Consider the following 14,888-nt stretch of genomic DNA (forward strand, 5'->3'; position numbering starts at 1 on the left):
GGCGTGCTCGGACCGGATCGATACACCGGGGAGGCGTGGACCACGTGCTCGCGTCAACTCCGCACGCACGTCCTAGGATCAGCGACGTGGCGACGCAGCAGAACAGCGACACCGAACAGCAGGCACCCCGGCGCGCGGTGGAGACGGCGCGGCGCTTCGTCTCCGGGCACGGCGAATCGGCGCGAGCCGTGGTCGAGAACCTCGGGCGGGGCGGGGCCCGGATCGTGCTGATCGGCGCGGACGGCGCGCTGGGCGATGTCATGGTGCCCGACCAGGCCACCGGGGAGTCGGTGGTGGAGCAGGTCGAGGGGCTGCACGGCAGCGAGTGGGACGCCGACACCACCGCGGCGCTGACCATTGGCCCCGGCCACCGCAGGCGCATGGCGGGACCCCGCGCGCGATGAGGGGGACCGGCGACGTTCCGAACCGCGAAGTGCTGCTGGCCACCTCGGCCGACCGGCCCGAGACCGGTGTGGACGAGGCGCTGCTGCCGGACGCGCTGGCCGAACTCGGGCTGCGCGCCGACTGGGCCGTGTGGGACGAGTCCCGCCCCTGGGCCGAGGCCGACCTGGTGGTGCTGCGCACCACCTGGGACTACACGAACCGCAGGGACGAGTTCCTGAAGTGGTGCGAGTCCGTGCCCGCGCTGGCCAACCCCGCCTCGGTGGTGCGCTGGAACACCGACAAGCGCTACCTGGGCGAACTGATCTCCGCCGGGGTCCCGGTGACCCCCACCGAGGTGGTCGAACCGGGTGAGCCGGGCGGGGCGGCGGAGTCCGTGGACTGGCCCGATCGGGAGTTCGTGGTCAAGCCGAGCGTCGGAGCGGGTTCCAGGGGAGCGGTTCGCTTCCTGCCGGAGCAGCGCGCCGAGGCCGTGCGGCACCTGCGCGGATTGCACGAGGAGGGCGTGGCCGCGCTCGTTCAGCCCTATCAGCCCGCCGTCGACCGCGAGGGGGAGACCGCCGTGGTCTTCTTCGGCGGGGTGTACTCGCACGGCTTCGTCAAGGGGCCGCTGCTGGACCCAGCGGACGACTCCGGCGAGCTCGGGCTCGCGAAGGGGCCCTTTGCCACCGAGCCCGCCCCGGAACTGCGCCGGGCCGCCGAGGACGTGCTCGACGCCACCAGCGCGCTGCTCGGGATCACCCGTCGCGAGCTGCTCTACGCGCGGGTGGACCTAGTGCGCGGTGAGGACGGCGCGCCCATGCTGCTCGAGCTGGAGCTGACCGAGCCCCGGCTCGGGTTCTCTCTCGCCGACCGCGCCGCGCCGTTGCGGTTCGCCTCGGCCGTGCGCTCCGAGCTCGCGCACCGCGCCGAGTGAGCCCGCGCTCCGGAGTCGTTGCTCACGACTCGGGGAGGGCGGCGATCTCGTCGACCGTGCTCGTCAGGGTGATGGTGACGGTCCGGGAAGCTCCGGAGACGCGCGCGACGGCGGACAGCCGGTTGCCGGTGCCGTCGTCGGACAGCAGCTGCGCGTCCAGCAGCGTGGCCCACTGGTGCAGCACGTCGGCGCGCTGCCGACTCCAGGGAGGCACCTGTCCCAGCAACCGCGCGCCGGTGGTGCTGACCGTCCAGTCCAGCGGTGTCAGCCCGCCTCGGCGCCCCTGGTGGGTCACCTCGGCCAGCACTTCCAGCGCGGCGTGCTGGTGCAGGCCGCGCTGCTCCGGGGTTGGCAGGTCCTCGTCCATGTGCTGCTGCTCCCGAACGCTGCGGTTGTCGATTTCCGCGGCACGGCGCCACCGCGCCGACCCCGCACAGTAGCTGCTTCGTCCGCTTCGTGTAACCGGAGGTCGGTCACTCCCGGTCCCGCAGGGCGATCCCGTCGACTTGCCCTCGTACGTCGGTGCGGCCTATTGTTTCAGTGTTGAACGAACCGATCACGGCGCTGCCGTGGTCCGGCACCGGAGGCGAGCACAGCAGTGGCCGAACAAAGCCGAATGTGAGCGGTGTGTACAGTATTTCCCAATTTTGCCAGAGGTGAGAAAATCTGAGCCGGTCTGTAGGAGTCGTTACTCTGATCGAGTGATACGTGCTGCAGGGTGTGGTCTCGATGGTGTGATTGTCACTAAAGTGCCCCCCCCCGTCGTTGGATGATCTTCAACTGAGGGGAAAACGTGCGAAGAGACAGCGAAAGATACAACGAACGTTACGTACTGGGATTCGACGCTGCTTGTGTTCGGTGCAACAACGTCGCGCACAATATCGAACACGTGGTGGGGGATCGTCTCAGCGTCGTTCCGCTGAGTTCGCCGGATATGCGGCGGTGGCGCCAAGAGGCTCTGGGGGACAATGCGCCGTGGGCGCCCACTCTGGTGCGTGTGCGTGGCGATTCCGTCGAAGCATGGCCCGGTTGGCGCATGGGGCCGGTGCTGACGAAACACCTCGGTCCGCGAGGAACGGCGCAAGTTCTGGGGATTCTAGGAAACTCGCTGGGTGGAATGCCGCGAGGTGCGGGAAAACCACGTCGTGCTTTTCTGCGTGCTTCGCTGGGGGCCATCGTCGGATTCGGCTTGTTGGCTGGAGCTAAGAAACCGGCGAGTGCAGCTGTGAGTGTGAATGCTCTCCAAGCCGATGTTCCCGAGGAAGCGATCAACGAGATCGGCGGTGACGAGCTCTTCGACACCGCGCTACGGCATCTCCGAGGGGACGACGCGCGCAACGTCGTGGAACCGCGTTCGCTGGGTGCCTCGGCGAGCACGAGCTCGAGTGTGGACACCGTTCCGCGTACGGCACTCAGAGAGGCCACGGAGAACACGGGTGAAGTCTCCGCAGGTGGTGCTCTCGAAGTGGCGGGCCGGGAGATCCAGCACCCCGAGGGAGTGCGGGAGACGACGCTCTTCTTCTACCAGCACGAGGAGCGATTACTGCTGATCTCCACCGAGTACAGTGAGAACGTGGGCGGAGACATCAGCCGTGTCCACCGCGTCCATGTCGATCACGACGCACCGGATGGGCCAGAATTGCGCACCGTCTCACGAAGCATCAACGGGGCGGTACCCAGGCCAGCTCCGGAAGAAAATCAAGCAACTGCTGCCTGTGATGATCCTTGTGGAGGCTGCAATAGCTCGCTGTGCTGGTGTGGGACTCAAGGCGAAGCTTTGAGTGAGGAGTGCGATTGGAAGTGGACTAACAACTGCGTGCTCACTGGCGTAGGGTGCGTTTACTGTGTTAGTAAGTGTTCCACAACGGGGTGGTTCGGATGTTCCATATGTCTAGTCACTTCCTGTTATACGGCTGTTCAGACGTGTTGCGCGGAAGCCACTGCGGTCTGCAAGAGATGTAGACCGTGTCAGACCTGACATAGGTGATAAAATTGTCCTCGATGCGCCCTAACTGGAGCAAGGTTTCTCTTGCTGTTCCGGGGATTGTTGTTCTTATTGTAGGAATTCGACTGACGACGAGCGATCACATCGGCCTGGGAGTGTTTTCGTTAATCTCCTCGAGTGTTCTTGTTTTGTACGGTGTTGTAAACCTGGTTCTTATGATTCGATATAGACGCTCGAGGTAAAGAAAGAAAAGTATACTATCTGTGCTGATCCGGTTCATGTCTCAGGCTGTTTCTATGGAGAACAGATGTACATGAACCGGATCTTTGGTGACCTCTGCGGGAATCTTGGGGTTTGGTTTCTGTGGCCATGAAAAGAATTACTGATAGCGATTTTTTCTATGGTGGTTCTGTGAAGGCATTGGTGGTGAATGATGGGTGTGTTTCGAATGGTGCTCTGGACTTGGACTGTTTTGCCGAAGGGGCAGAAATCCACACCCTGCCAGTGCATGCTTATCCGGGGGTTGGTGGCCAATCGGGATACCTGGATGCGGCGATTACCCTTAGTGACAAGATGCTCGATGAACTTCCCGACGTCTGCGTAGCCGTAGGAGGGGGTTCGGTGCTGGACGTTGCCAAGTTGGCGGTCGCGGCACAGGGGAACCCCTGGTTGCTGGACGGTTCATTGTGGCGCAACGGTCCTGGGATGTTTCCCGTGGAGGCTGCGAGGAAATCGGAGGAGGCTCCCGCACTCGTAGCTGTTCCGACGATGCCGGGTAGCGCGGCACACGTTTCGGACAGAGTGTGTCTTGCGGCTGAACCCGGGCGGACTCGCAGACTTGTGTACGGTAGAGCTCTGCTGCCTGATGATGTGGTGGTCGACACGGATTTTTTCGACACCCTCGACTCATCGGTGTTGCTGGCCTCGATCTGCGAAGCGTTGTATCGCGAACTCGGCCCCTTTCTGATAACCCGACGCAGTACCCGACGTCAGGACCGAATCGGAGCCGGGCATGTGGCCGGGCTGCTTCGGCTCGGTGAGACGCTGCTCGCCACCGGTGAACTCGACGATCGGCAACGAGCCGAGTTGGAAAGGCTCAGCAGTGCCACCATGCGCGGTGGTCACCGTGCGGATTGGATGCCCGCTTCGCACCCGTGGTGGTGCATCCAGAACTCGGTCCTTACCGAGGTGAGCGCTACGAAGGGTGCGCTAACCGCGCGAGGGATGCCAAACGTCCTGACGCGAGTCGAGGCGGGGGACGAGCGTTTCGGGACCAAGCGACGGCTGCGTGCCTTGCGGCGACACATGGGTGTCGGGAGTGGTAGTCAGCGGCGGCTGCACGCTTTCTTCTCGGCTGTTGACGACGGTTTGAAGCCCTCGATCGAGCCGACCGCCGAAGCGACCGTACGCAGGTGGGCGCACGACGCCTACGGGCTCTGGGCCGATCTTGTTCCGGGAATCCGTGCGCTCGGTGTCGAGGGGATTCGGAGGCTGCTTCACGAAGTGGGCTTCTGAACTCCCGCGGATGTTCCGGTCGGCTTGCCCTCGTACGTCGGTGCGGCCTATTGTTTCAGTGTTGAACGAACCGATCACGGCGCTGCCGTGGTCCGGCACCGGAGGCGAGCACAGCAGTGGCCGAGTACACCCAGCGCACCGACCGGCCCGCGATGTCGGAGTGGATCGAGCAGATGGCGGCGCACTTCGAGGCGACCGAGGGGATGCCGCTGATCGCGGGGCGCATCCTGGCCTTCCTGCTGATCTGCGACCCGCCGGAACGCACTGCGGCCGAGCTGTCCCACGCGCTCAGCGCCAGCACCGGATCGGTGAGCACCAACGTGCGCTTCCTGCTGCGCATGGGCATCATCTCCAAGACGACGCGGCAGGGCCGCGAGGCGGCGCTGTACCGGGTCGAGGAGGAGCGCTGGCCCGAGCTGGTCAGCGCGCGCATGCACCGCATGGTCGAGCTGGAAGGGCTGCTCGAGTCCGGGCTGCGCATGTTCAGCGGCCAGAGCGAACGGGCCCGCAGGCTGCGGACCGTGCACGAGTTCTACCAGTGGCTGTCCGAGGAGATCCCCGAGCTGTGGCGGCGCTGGGAGCGCGACTCCCGGCGCAGGAGCTGAGCGGTTCAGCCGCCCACGGCCTCCGAGGTGCTCGTTCCCCGCTCGGCGTCCGCGCGTTCCGGCGCGGCAGGCTCGCCCCGGTAGCGGGACTCGCCCCACAGCAGCGACAGCGTGGTGATCACCAGCGTCGCCCCGGCCACGTGCAGCACCACCAGTCCCTCGGGAACGCCGGTGGCGTACTGCACCGACCCGACGATCCCCTGGGCCAGCACGACCAGGCAGGAGGCGGCGTAGGCCCGCAGCAGTCCCCGCGTGGGAGAGGCGTTGCGCAGCCACACCCCGAAGACCGCCAGCAGGCACAGGTAGGCCATCACGAGCAGCCCGTGCGTCTGGGTCAGCAGCGGAATGGACAGCGGCAGCCGCGGAGTGGCCGGATCACCCGCGTGCGGTCCGGCCGCGGTCACCAGCGTCCCGACGAACACCATCGCGGCGGCGACCGCGGTCAGCGCGACCAGCAGCCTGCGCATTCCCGTCGGGACCACGGGGTGCGCGGCAGCGTCACCCTCGCGCGCGGCCTTGACCAGCAACCCGGCCAGCCAGATCAGCACCGCCGAGGCCATGAAGTGCAGCGACACGCTCCACCAGCGCAGGTCGAGCAGCACGGTCATCCCGCCTATCACCGCCTGCACCGGCACGCCGAGCAGCACGACCACGGACAGCAGCCGCAGTCGGGACCTCACGGGGCGCACCCGCCAGGACAGCAGCACGCAGACCAGCGCTGCCGCGGCGACAACCCACGTGAGCAGCCGGTTGCCGAACTCGACGGCCTGGTGCAGCGGCGCGATGCCCGCGTGCGAGACGGGGACCATGCTTCCCGGGAAGCACTGCGGCCAGGTGGGGCACCCCAGCCCGGAGCCGGTCACCCGGACGGTGGCCCCGGTCACCGCGATCAGGCACTGGGTCACCAGCACCGCCAGCGCCGAAGCCAGGACGAGACGGGGCGACGGTCGGGAGATCCGCTCGGGCAGCGAGAGTGTCGGCACGAGGTCGATGGTAGGCACACGCGCAGGGCGGGTGCGGGTGGGGCTGCTGATCGTGCACTGCGTCACTGGGAGGGTCGACGGGTCTTCCGCGGGGCGGTGCCGGTGACTCGGGCTCGAAGCACCTGCATTGGAGTGGATCCCTTGGCCGGGAGCTCCTGGCTGGGTTTTCGGCGCTGCCAGCGCCGAAGGGGAACTCTGCGCACTTCCGCCGCTGCTCGAGGTGCCCTCCAACGCTCCCGAGGCGCCGACTCACGTGACGGCTACCCGATCACCTGCACAGCGAGAGGAGCCGAACATCACTGGATGAAGGCCTCCTTGGGGAATGCCCCGGCCTTGACCACCTGCTTGCTCAGCGCGGCGCCGTGCTCGAACAGCCGAGCCCGCTCCGCGGAATCGAGGTGGAGCCACGGCGGGAGCGCCGCCTCGTCGGTGGCCTCCTCGATCCGTTCCCGGAGTTCCCGCCCCTCGTCGGAGAGCTCACCCGACTCCTCGAGGAGTCCCCGCTCGGTCAGTTCCCGGCGGGTGGCTTCCCAGTCCTGCTCGGACCAGTGCCGGGTCCTGCGCAGCGTGGCTGCGGTCATCCCCTTGCCCGTCGCGTTCTGCAGCACCAGCGCCTCCAGCGGACCGATCCCCGCGTGCTGCAGCGCCGCGATGTGCGCGTCGCCCCGGAACTCGCGCAGCAGGGTCAGCGCGTGCCAGAGCCGCAAGTGGGGCTGCTCGGGCCAGTCCAGGTCCGCGTGCGCGGCGAACAGCGGTTTGCCCGCGGGCGAGCACGCCTCGGTGGCCCTGGTGGCCAGCTCGGCCGCCTCGCGGACGGTTTCCGATTCCAGCGCCTCCGAGCCGAGCATCCGCTCCAGCGCGGCGGAGGCGGCGCGGAAGCGTGCCGCGACGATATCCGCCGGATCGGCGATCGACCACGCCTTCGGCACGCACATGGCGACCAGTTCGGGGTTGAAGTTGTAGAAGGTCGCGCTCACCACACCGGGGCCGACCGGGCCCAGCGGGGCGGCGCGGGCGGCGAAGTACGACATGGAGCCCGGTTCGAGTCCGAGGGCGGTCGTCTCCCGCTCGGCCTCGGGAGCGAAGTAGATCATCGAGTGCGGTGCTTCGAGCGCCTTCTTGGCTTCCCGCGCGATCTTGGTCTGCATGGCCCCGCACTCTAGATCGTGCTCGTGGGGCCCGAACACGTCTCGTCGTGGTACCGGTCCTCGGCCAGAAGTCGGACGTCCCCCCGCAGCAGCAGGCCATCCGGGGTTCCGGGACGGTTTCCCGCTCACAGGGCAGTGGCGATCGTCACACGCCTGCCCTCAGGCGGCCCTGGTGGTGCGCACCGCGAGCGCGCCCGCGGCCAGCCCCCAGCCGAGCAGCACGAGCAGTGAGCGGAGCGGAAAGGCCCCGTCCGCGGTGAAGCAGGCGCTGAGGGCCTCGGCCAGCGCTCCGGAGGGGAGGTAGTCGGCGATGACGGTCATCGCGGTGGGCAGGTGCCGGGCCGGTACGGCCAGTCCGCCCGCCATGAGCAGCAGGAACCAGACGGTGTTGGCGACGGCGAGCACGATCTCGGCCCGCAGGGCCCCTCCGATCAGCACTCCTCCGGCCCCGAAGGCCAGGGTTCCGAGCACGAGCACGGGCACGGCCAGCAGCGCGCCCGTGATCGAGGGTGTCCAGCCGAGGGCCACCGCCGTGCCGGACAGCACCAGCGTCTGCAGCGCGACCACGAGCAGTGCGGCGAGCACGCGTCCGGCGATCAGCACCCAGCGCGGCAGGGCGGTGGCGGTGAGGCGTTTGATGACCCCGTAGCGCCGGTCGAAGCCGAGGGCGATGGCCTGGCCGGTGAAGGCGGTGGACATCACGGCCAGCGCCAGGATGCGCGGGGTCACGGAGTCGACGCGCGGTTGGGCCACGATCCCCATGTCCAGCTCGCTGAGGCCGATCAGCAGCACCAGCGGGATGAGCAGCGTGAGCAGGGCCTGCTCCGGGTGCCGCAGCGTGAGCAGCGTCTCCGTCCGCGTCTGCGCGACGAGCATTCGCAGGGGGCCTGCCCTCCCGGGGGAGGGGTGGAACGTCCCCGGGGCGAACTTCGGGGAGCCCCTCCCCGCGTGGAGTTCCGCCGCCGGGCTCTCCCCCTGGTAGCCGAGGCTTTCTCGTGTCACGCGCGCAACTCCCGTCCGGTGAGGTCGAGGAAGACGTCTTCCAGGCTGCGGCGTCCGAGTCGCAGCTCGTCGGCGAGCGCTCCGTGCTGCGCGCACCAGGACGCGACGGTCGAGATGGTCTGCGGGTCGATCTCCCCGCGCACCAGGTACTGGCCGGGGCGGGTTTCCCAGGCCGCGCAGTCCTCGGGCAGGGCGGCCAGCAGCAGGTCCAGGTCCAGCTTGGGGCGGGAGCGGAAGTGCAGTTCGCGGAGCCGTTCCTCACCGGCGGTCAGCTCGGCCGGGGTCCCGTCGGCCAGCACCCGCCCGTGGTCCACGATCACCACGCGGTCGGCCAGGGTCTCGGCCTCGTCCATCAGGTGCGTGGTCAGCAGCACACCGACTCCGTCGGAGCGCAGGGCCGCGATCAGCTCCCAGACGAGGTTGCGGGCGTGCGCGTCCATGCCCGCCGTCGGCTCGTCGAGGAAGACGAGTTCGGGTCTGCCCACCAGGGCGCAGGCCAGGGACAGGCGTTGTTGCTGACCGCCGGAGAGCCTCTTGTACTGGGTGGAGCGCACTTCGTTCAGCCCGAGCGTTTCCAGCAGCCACGCCGGGTCCAGCGGTGCGGCGCAGCAGGAGGCGATTAGGCGCAGCATCTCCTCGGCGCGCACTCCGGGGTAGGCGCCGCCTCCCTGGGGCATCACACCGATGCGCGGGCGCAGCCGCGGTCCCTGCGCGACGGGGTCGAGCCCGAGCACCCGCACCTGCCCGTGGTCGGGGCTCAGGAACCCCTCGCAGAGCTCCGCCGTGGTGGTTTTGCCCGCTCCGTTCGGGCCGAGCAGGGCCAGTACCTCCCCGTGGGCCATGGACAGGTCGATGTCGGCCACGGCGAGGTTCTCGCCGAATCGCTTGGTCAGTCCGTGTGCTCGCACGGCAGCGTGCTCGGCGTCCGGGGTCACGCCGTCCCAGCCTAGGAGCTCGCCGGGAGGCGTTCCTCCCGGGGCGGCAACAGGCGCGGAACCCTGCCGCGCACGCACAGCAGAACCAGGGCGAACGCGAGGAGCGCGGCGATCACGGCGAAGGGGATCATGTAGGCGCGCAGCACGTAGGCGGCTCCCGTCGGGGGGACCAGCAGCGCGACCACGGCGCTGACGGCGGTGATCGTGTTCCGGAAGCGGGAGTCGTTGGTGGAGGCGGCCAGCGGGGGCAGCGCCCACAGCAGGTACCAGGGGTGCAGCACCGGTCCGAACAGCGCCACCGCTCCCAGGGTGACCCCGAGTCCGGTGAGGGGCTCCACCCTGCCGCGGAACGAGCGCCACAGCAGCCACAGGCAGACCGCCACGCTGAGTCCGTAGCCGACGACCTTGGTGATGCTGAGCATGGCGTCGGTGTGGTTGCCGATGCCGAGCAGCATGCCGATCCCGCCGCCCCCGAACATCCCGAGCGCCGTCATCGGTGCCAGCCAGGTCTTGATGCGGTTGGGCACGTCGAAGGTTTCCAGCCAGCCGAGGCCCCAGGTGCTGGTCACCGTGATCACGGTCATCGTGACGAGGAAGACCGCGGTGAGCAGCAGGGCCGCCCACAGCAGGTCGACGATCCTGCCGCCGCGTCGTCTGGCCAGGTAGACCCCGAAGAATCCGAGCGCGATGAACGCGGGGGGTTTGACGGCTCCCGCGATCACTATGACCACGGCGGCGGCCACGATCCCGAGGTATCCGCGCAGCCTGAGGCCGAGTTCGATCCCGGCGAGCATGAGCCCCATCAGCAGCGCTTCGTTGTGCATGCCGCTGACCACGTGGAACAGCACGATCGGGTTGGCCGCGCCGAGCCACAGCGCGCAGGAGGGGTGCACCCCGCAGCGGGCCGCGAGGTGGGGGATGGCCCAGATCGCCAGTGCCAGGGCGACGAGCATGACGATCCGCCACATCAGCACGCCGAACACGACGTTGTTGCCGACCAGCATGGCGATGACGCGGCCGAACATCAGGAATCCCGGTCCGTAGGGGGCCGGGGTGTCCCGCCAGATGTTGGGCACGTTGGCGGTGAGCGGGTGGTCCACCCCCAGGGCGGTGTCGGGGCCGACCTGATAGGGGTCGGCTCCGCTCGCCGCGACGGCGCTCTGCGCCAGGTAGGCGTACATGTCGCGGCTGAACAGCGGTGGGGCCACGGCAAGTGGGAGCGCCCACATGACGATGGTGCGGCCCAGCTGGGTGCGGGACAGCATTCTGCTCCGCCCGGGAGCGGCCAGTTTGCCCAGCCACAGCCAGGCGATCACGATCATCAGCACGCCCAGCCAGGAGCAGGCCATGGCCACTGTGGGCATGCGGGCGGGCAGGCCGATCAGGCGCATCCCGGACACGGGGTTGTCCACCGGCGCGGCGCCCGCGCCGATCGCGCCCACGGCGAGGATCAGGGCGCCGGTGGTCCCGAAGCGCCGGGTGAGCGCGAGCTGGCGGCGTTCCCGCTCGTCGAGCGGTGCCGGGGCCTCGTCCCCGCTCTCGGGGGGTAGCTCCGTGGTCGTCCCGACTCGTCTCCGCTCTTGCGGGGGTTCGCCGTGACCTCCCGCGTCGGTTGTTGCGCCTGCCGCCATGTCGACCGAGCCTAGCTAGTGGCTTCTCCCGGTGGTGCCCACGGGCGCGTCCGTGGGGCGGGTCGGGGCGTGCTGGCGGGGTCGTGCGGGCGGGACGTTCCCCCGGACGGTGCTTTTTGAAGGCACGAAGGTGTGAGTCAAGTCATGTGGTCAACCCTGCCTCCTGCCAGCGGTCGAATAATTAGGTAACATCAGTGTTGTGAAAAACGTCGGATCCTCCCCAGCGGACGCGACGGCCGGATGGGCCGCCGCGGAGCCGGCTGCCCAACAGGGGCAGGCGGCTCCGAACGCGGGAGACGGGCCGACCCGGCAGCTGGTCGCCAGGATGGTGCTGGAGCAGGGGCCGGTCACCGCGGTCGCGGTGGCCGAGCACCTCGGCATCAGCGCCACGGCGGTACGCAGGCACCTCGACGCGCTCGTCGCCGACGGCGAAGCCTGGGTCAGGGAGTCCACCCGCCGCGGCCGCAGGGGGAGGGGACGTCCGGCTAAGCTGTTCCTGCTGACCGAATCGGGCCGGGCACGGTTCGGTCACGCCTACGACGATCTGGCTGTCTCGGCGCTGAGGTTCCTGGCCGAGCAGTCCGGAGAGCAGGCGGTGCGCTCGTTCGCCAAGCGGAGGATGGCCGCTCTCGTGGAGCACCACCGGGAAGCTCTGGCCGCGGGCGAGACCGTCGCCGAACGTGCTCGGGTGCTGGCCGACGCGCTGACGCGGGAGGGGTACGCCGCTTCCACGCGAAACGTCGGTTCGGGTGAGCAGCTTTGTCAGCACCACTGTCCGGTGGCCCACGTGGCTGCGGATTTCCCGCAGTTGTGTGAAGCCGAGACCGAGGCCTTCGCCGAGGTTCTCGGTATCCACGTGCAACGGCTGGCTACGATCGCCAACGGCGACGCGGCCTGCACCACGCACGTCCCGAACGTTTGGTCGGAGGGCCGGGTGGAAGGACGCTCGGAAGCCGGCCACGACGCTGTTGAACAGGGGACCGCCGAGCGGGAACCGAAGCAACAGGAGACCGCCCCGATTCCTCACGATGGAGGGGAGCCCGTATGACTGCCGCTGCGGAGCAGCGCACACCCACCACGGTGCCCAGTTCCGAACCAATGTCCCAGGAGGAGACCCTCGCCACGCTCGGCAACTACGAGTACGGCTGGGCCGATCCCGACGTCGCGGGGGCGAACGCGCAGCGTGGCCTGACCGAGGACGTCGTCCGGGAGATCTCCGCCAAGAAGGACGAGCCCGACTGGATGTTGCAGGCTCGGCTGAAGGCGCTCGGCCTGTTCGAGCGCAAGCCCACGCCCAACTGGGGCGCGGACCTGTCGGAGATCGACTTCGACCAGATCAAGTACTTCGTCCGTTCCACGGAGGAGCAGGCCCAGACCTGGGACGACCTGCCCGAGGACATCAAGAACACCTACGACAAGCTGGGGATCCCCGAGGCGGAGAAGCAGCGTCTGGTGGCCGGTGTCGCCGCGCAGTACGAGTCCGAGGTGGTCTACCACAAGATCCGTGAGGACCTCGAGGAAAAAGGTGTCAAGTTCCTGGACACCGACACGGCGCTGCGTGAGCACCCCGAGATCTTCGAGGAGTACTTCGGCTCGGTGATCCCGTCGGGGGACAACAAGTTCTCCGCGCTGAACACCGCGGTGTGGTCCGGTGGCTCGTTCATCTACGTGCCGAAGGGTGTCCACGTGGACATCCCGCTGCAGGCCTACTTCCGGATCAACACCGAGAACATGGGCCAGTTCGAGCGGACCCTGATCGTGGTCGACGAGGGCGCCTACGTCCACTACGTCGAGGGGTGCACCGCGCCGATCTACTCGACCGACTCGCTGCACTCGGCCGTGGTGGAGATCGTGGTCAAGCGCAACGCCCGTTGCCGCTACACGACCATCCAGAACTGGTCGAACAACGTGTACAACCTGGTCACCAAGCGCGCCAAGGCCGAAGAGGGCGCCACCATGGAGTGGGTCGACGGCAACCTCGGCTCCAAGGTGACCATGAAGTACCCGTCGGTCTTCCTGATGGGCGAGCACGCCAAGGGCGAGGTCCTGTCGGTGGCCTTCGCCGGTGAGAACCAGCACCAGGACGCCGGCGCGAAGATGGAGCACATGGCTCCGCACACCTCCTCGTCGATCGTGTCCAAGTCGATCGCCCGGGGTGGTGGGCGCACCTCCTACCGCGGTCTGGTCAAGGTCGCCAAGCGCGCCAACCACTCCGCCTCCAACGTCAAGTGCGACGCGTTGCTGGTGGACAACATCAGCCAGTCGGACACATACCCCTATGTGGACGTGCGCGTCGACGACGTGACGATGGGCCACGAGGCCACCGTCTCCAAGGTCAGTGACGACCAGCTGTTCTACCTCATGCAGCGCGGTCTGACCGAGGACGAGGCCATGGCGATGGTGGTGCGTGGTTTCGTCGAGCCGATCGCTCGCGAACTGCCCATGGAATACGCACTGGAACTCAACCGTCTGATCGAGCTGCAAATGGAAGGGGCCGTCGGCTGATGACGGAGTCGACTCTCGAAACGTCCGGCCGTGATGGCCTCGACGAGCAGGCCGCTGGCCAGCGGAACTCCGCGGCGCCGCCGCGGAGTTCCCGCGGTCACCGGTTCACCTCCTACGACGTGGAGGCCTTCGAGGTTCCCGGCGGTCGTGAGGAGGACTGGCGCTTCACCCCGATGAAGCGGTTGCGCGGACTGCACAACGGATCCGCCTCGGCGACCGGTTCGCTGCACGTCGAAGTCGACGGGGACTCGTCCGCCAAGGTCGAGACCGTCGGCCGGGACGACGAACGCCTCGGCACCGGGGGTGCGCCCGCGGACCGGATCGCCGCCCAGTCGTGGAACTCGTTCACCGAGGCCACCGTGGTGACCATCCCCAAGGAGACGCGGGCCGCCGACCCGGTCACGGTCACCGTGCACGGGCCCGGGCAGGACAGCACCGCCTACGGGCACCTGCAGGTGCGAGCCGAGCCCATGTCCGAGGCCACCGTGGTGCTGGACTACCGCGGTTCCGGCGTGATCGGTGACAACGTCGAGATGATCGCCGAGGAGTCCGCGCGGCTGTCGGTGATCACCATCCACGACTTCGAGTCCGACGCCACCCAGGTCTCCTCCGAGCACGCCCACCTCGGCAAGGACTCGGTGTTCCAGCACTTCGCCGCCACCCTCGGCGGGGACCTGGTGCGGGTCAACACCAAGGTGACCTTCGCCGACCGCGGCGGTGACGCCGAGGTCCTCGGGGTGTACTTCACCGACGGCGGCCAGCACCAGGAACACCGGCTGCTGATGGACCACGCCCAGCCGAACTGCCGCAGCAACGTCACCTACAAGGGAGCGCTGCAGGGCGATTCGGCCCGGTCGGTCTGGATCGGTGACGTGCTGATCCAGGCGGCGGCCGAGGGCACGGACACCTTCGAGCTCAACCGCAACCTCGTGCTCACCGAAGGGGCTCGCGCCGATTCGGTGCCGAACCTGGAGATCGAGACCGGGGAGATCGCCGGAGCCGGTCACGCCAGCGCGATCGGCCGCTTCGACGACGAGCAGCTGTTCTACCTGCAGGCGAGGGGCATCCCCTACGACCAGGCACGTCGGCTGGTCGTGCGTGGCTTCTTCGGCGAGATCCTGCAGAAGATCACGATCGACGAGGTCCGCGAGCGGCTGGAGGCCGCGATCGACAAGGAACTGGCGGCGGTCGGAGCTTAACCGGCCACGGCCGAAACGCTCCGGCGTTTCGGCCCCGCCCCACCGCCGCTGCCGCGGCGCCAGACAACAGCTTTTCGCGCCAACACCGGGAGAAGAACGAAC

The 14,888-nt window shown here is 68.1% G+C and carries 13 protein-coding genes; 7 read left to right on the forward strand and 6 right to left on the reverse strand.

All coding sequences use genetic code 11. The annotated features are described in order from the left end of the window. The first annotated feature begins 86 nt into the window (after positions 1 to 86). Together G9Q41_RS11205 and G9Q41_RS11210 are read left to right on the forward strand one after the other, a co-directional pair. Positions 87 to 404, forward strand: a complete 318-nt coding sequence (locus tag G9Q41_RS11205; protein ID WP_092520555.1) for a hypothetical protein — start codon at positions 87 to 89, stop codon at positions 402 to 404. Next, positions 401 to 1,318 carry a hypothetical protein gene (locus G9Q41_RS11210; protein ID WP_165632571.1) on the forward strand — a complete coding sequence of 306 codons (918 nt, stop codon included), beginning with the start codon at positions 401 to 403 and terminating at the stop codon, positions 1,316 to 1,318. The genes G9Q41_RS11205 and G9Q41_RS11210 overlap by 4 nt, the downstream gene beginning before the upstream one ends. Before the next feature lie 22 nt (positions 1,319 to 1,340). Here the strand turns inward: G9Q41_RS11210 and G9Q41_RS11215 are convergent, their stop codons facing one another. Then, positions 1,341 to 1,685 (reverse strand): hypothetical protein, encoded by a 345-nt coding sequence (locus G9Q41_RS11215; protein WP_165632570.1) that lies wholly within the window; start codon positions 1,683 to 1,685, stop codon positions 1,341 to 1,343. Positions 1,686 to 3,674: 1,989 nt separating this feature from the next. Here G9Q41_RS11215 and G9Q41_RS11220 point away from each other — a divergent pair. Beyond that, a complete protein-coding gene (locus G9Q41_RS11220; RefSeq protein WP_165632569.1) occupies positions 3,675 to 4,778 on the forward strand; it encodes an iron-containing alcohol dehydrogenase in 1,104 nt (367 codons plus the stop codon). A gap of 116 nt (positions 4,779 to 4,894) precedes the next feature. Then, entirely contained in the window at positions 4,895 to 5,383 is a 489-nt protein-coding gene (locus G9Q41_RS11225; protein WP_092520561.1) for a MarR family transcriptional regulator, read from the forward strand. Between the two features lie 5 nt (positions 5,384 to 5,388). Here the strand turns inward: G9Q41_RS11225 and G9Q41_RS11230 are convergent, their stop codons facing one another. From G9Q41_RS11230 to mptB, 5 genes are all read right to left on the reverse strand, one after another. Continuing rightward, complete coding sequence (locus G9Q41_RS11230) at positions 5,389 to 6,366, reverse strand: COX15/CtaA family protein (RefSeq protein ID WP_207630932.1); 978 nt, start codon at positions 6,364 to 6,366, stop codon at positions 5,389 to 5,391. Positions 6,367 to 6,662: 296 nt separating this feature from the next. After that, positions 6,663 to 7,514 carry a hypothetical protein gene (locus tag G9Q41_RS11235; protein WP_165632568.1) on the reverse strand — a complete coding sequence of 284 codons (852 nt, stop codon included), beginning with the start codon at positions 7,512 to 7,514 and terminating at the stop codon, positions 6,663 to 6,665. 159 nt (positions 7,515 to 7,673) lie between these two features. Continuing rightward, positions 7,674 to 8,390: an ABC transporter permease gene (locus G9Q41_RS11240; protein ID WP_165632750.1), complete on the reverse strand. Its 717-nt coding sequence runs from the start codon at positions 8,388 to 8,390 to the stop codon at positions 7,674 to 7,676. 122 nt (positions 8,391 to 8,512) lie between these two features. Next, positions 8,513 to 9,451 (reverse strand): ABC transporter ATP-binding protein, encoded by a 939-nt coding sequence (locus G9Q41_RS11245; protein ID WP_165632567.1) that lies wholly within the window; start codon positions 9,449 to 9,451, stop codon positions 8,513 to 8,515. An 11-nt stretch (positions 9,452 to 9,462) separates the two neighbouring features. Further along, complete coding sequence (gene mptB / locus G9Q41_RS11250) at positions 9,463 to 11,082, reverse strand: polyprenol phosphomannose-dependent alpha 1,6 mannosyltransferase MptB (RefSeq protein ID WP_165632566.1); 1,620 nt, start codon at positions 11,080 to 11,082, stop codon at positions 9,463 to 9,465. Positions 11,083 to 11,395: 313 nt separating this feature from the next. Between mptB and G9Q41_RS11255 the strand changes: the two genes are divergently transcribed. From G9Q41_RS11255 to sufD, 3 genes are read left to right on the forward strand one after another with little or no spacing between them, the layout of a single operon-like run. Further along, a complete protein-coding gene (locus G9Q41_RS11255; RefSeq protein ID WP_347567534.1) occupies positions 11,396 to 12,130 on the forward strand; it encodes a metalloregulator ArsR/SmtB family transcription factor in 735 nt (244 codons plus the stop codon). Further along, the gene (gene sufB, locus G9Q41_RS11260) at positions 12,127 to 13,587 is read left to right on the forward strand and encodes a Fe-S cluster assembly protein SufB (protein WP_165632564.1); all 1,461 of its coding nucleotides are present in this window, start codon (positions 12,127 to 12,129) and stop codon (positions 13,585 to 13,587) included. Before G9Q41_RS11255 ends, sufB begins: the two co-directional genes overlap by 4 nt. Then, the gene (gene sufD / locus G9Q41_RS11265; protein ID WP_165632563.1) at positions 13,587 to 14,786 is read left to right on the forward strand and encodes a Fe-S cluster assembly protein SufD; all 1,200 of its coding nucleotides are present in this window, start codon (positions 13,587 to 13,589) and stop codon (positions 14,784 to 14,786) included. Before sufB ends, sufD begins: the two co-directional genes overlap by 1 nt. The last annotated feature ends 102 nt before the right edge of the window (positions 14,787 to 14,888 follow it).

This window comes from Actinopolyspora sp. BKK2, from assembly GCF_011291845.1.
GTDB lineage: Bacteria > Actinomycetota > Actinomycetes > Mycobacteriales > Pseudonocardiaceae > Actinopolyspora > Actinopolyspora saharensis.

Bases quoted from the DNA above. Each gene is read 5' to 3' on its own strand.
- G9Q41_RS11210 (WP_165632571.1), top strand. From the start codon at position 401: ATGAGGGGGACCGGCGACGTTCCGAACCGCGAAGTGCTGCTGGCCACC.
- G9Q41_RS11215 (WP_165632570.1), bottom strand. From the start codon at position 1,685: ATGGACGAGGACCTGCCAACCCCGGAGCAGCGCGGCCTGCACCAGCAC.
- G9Q41_RS11235 (WP_165632568.1), bottom strand. From the start codon at position 7,514: ATGCAGACCAAGATCGCGCGGGAAGCCAAGAAGGCGCTCGAAGCACCG.
- G9Q41_RS11240 (WP_165632750.1), bottom strand. From the start codon at position 8,390: ATGCTCGTCGCGCAGACGCGGACGGAGACGCTGCTCACGCTGCGGCAC.
- mptB (WP_165632566.1), bottom strand. From the start codon at position 11,082: ATGGCGGCAGGCGCAACAACCGACGCGGGAGGTCACGGCGAACCCCCG.
- sufB (WP_165632564.1), top strand. From the start codon at position 12,127: ATGACTGCCGCTGCGGAGCAGCGCACACCCACCACGGTGCCCAGTTCC.
- sufD (WP_165632563.1), top strand. From the start codon at position 13,587: ATGACGGAGTCGACTCTCGAAACGTCCGGCCGTGATGGCCTCGACGAG.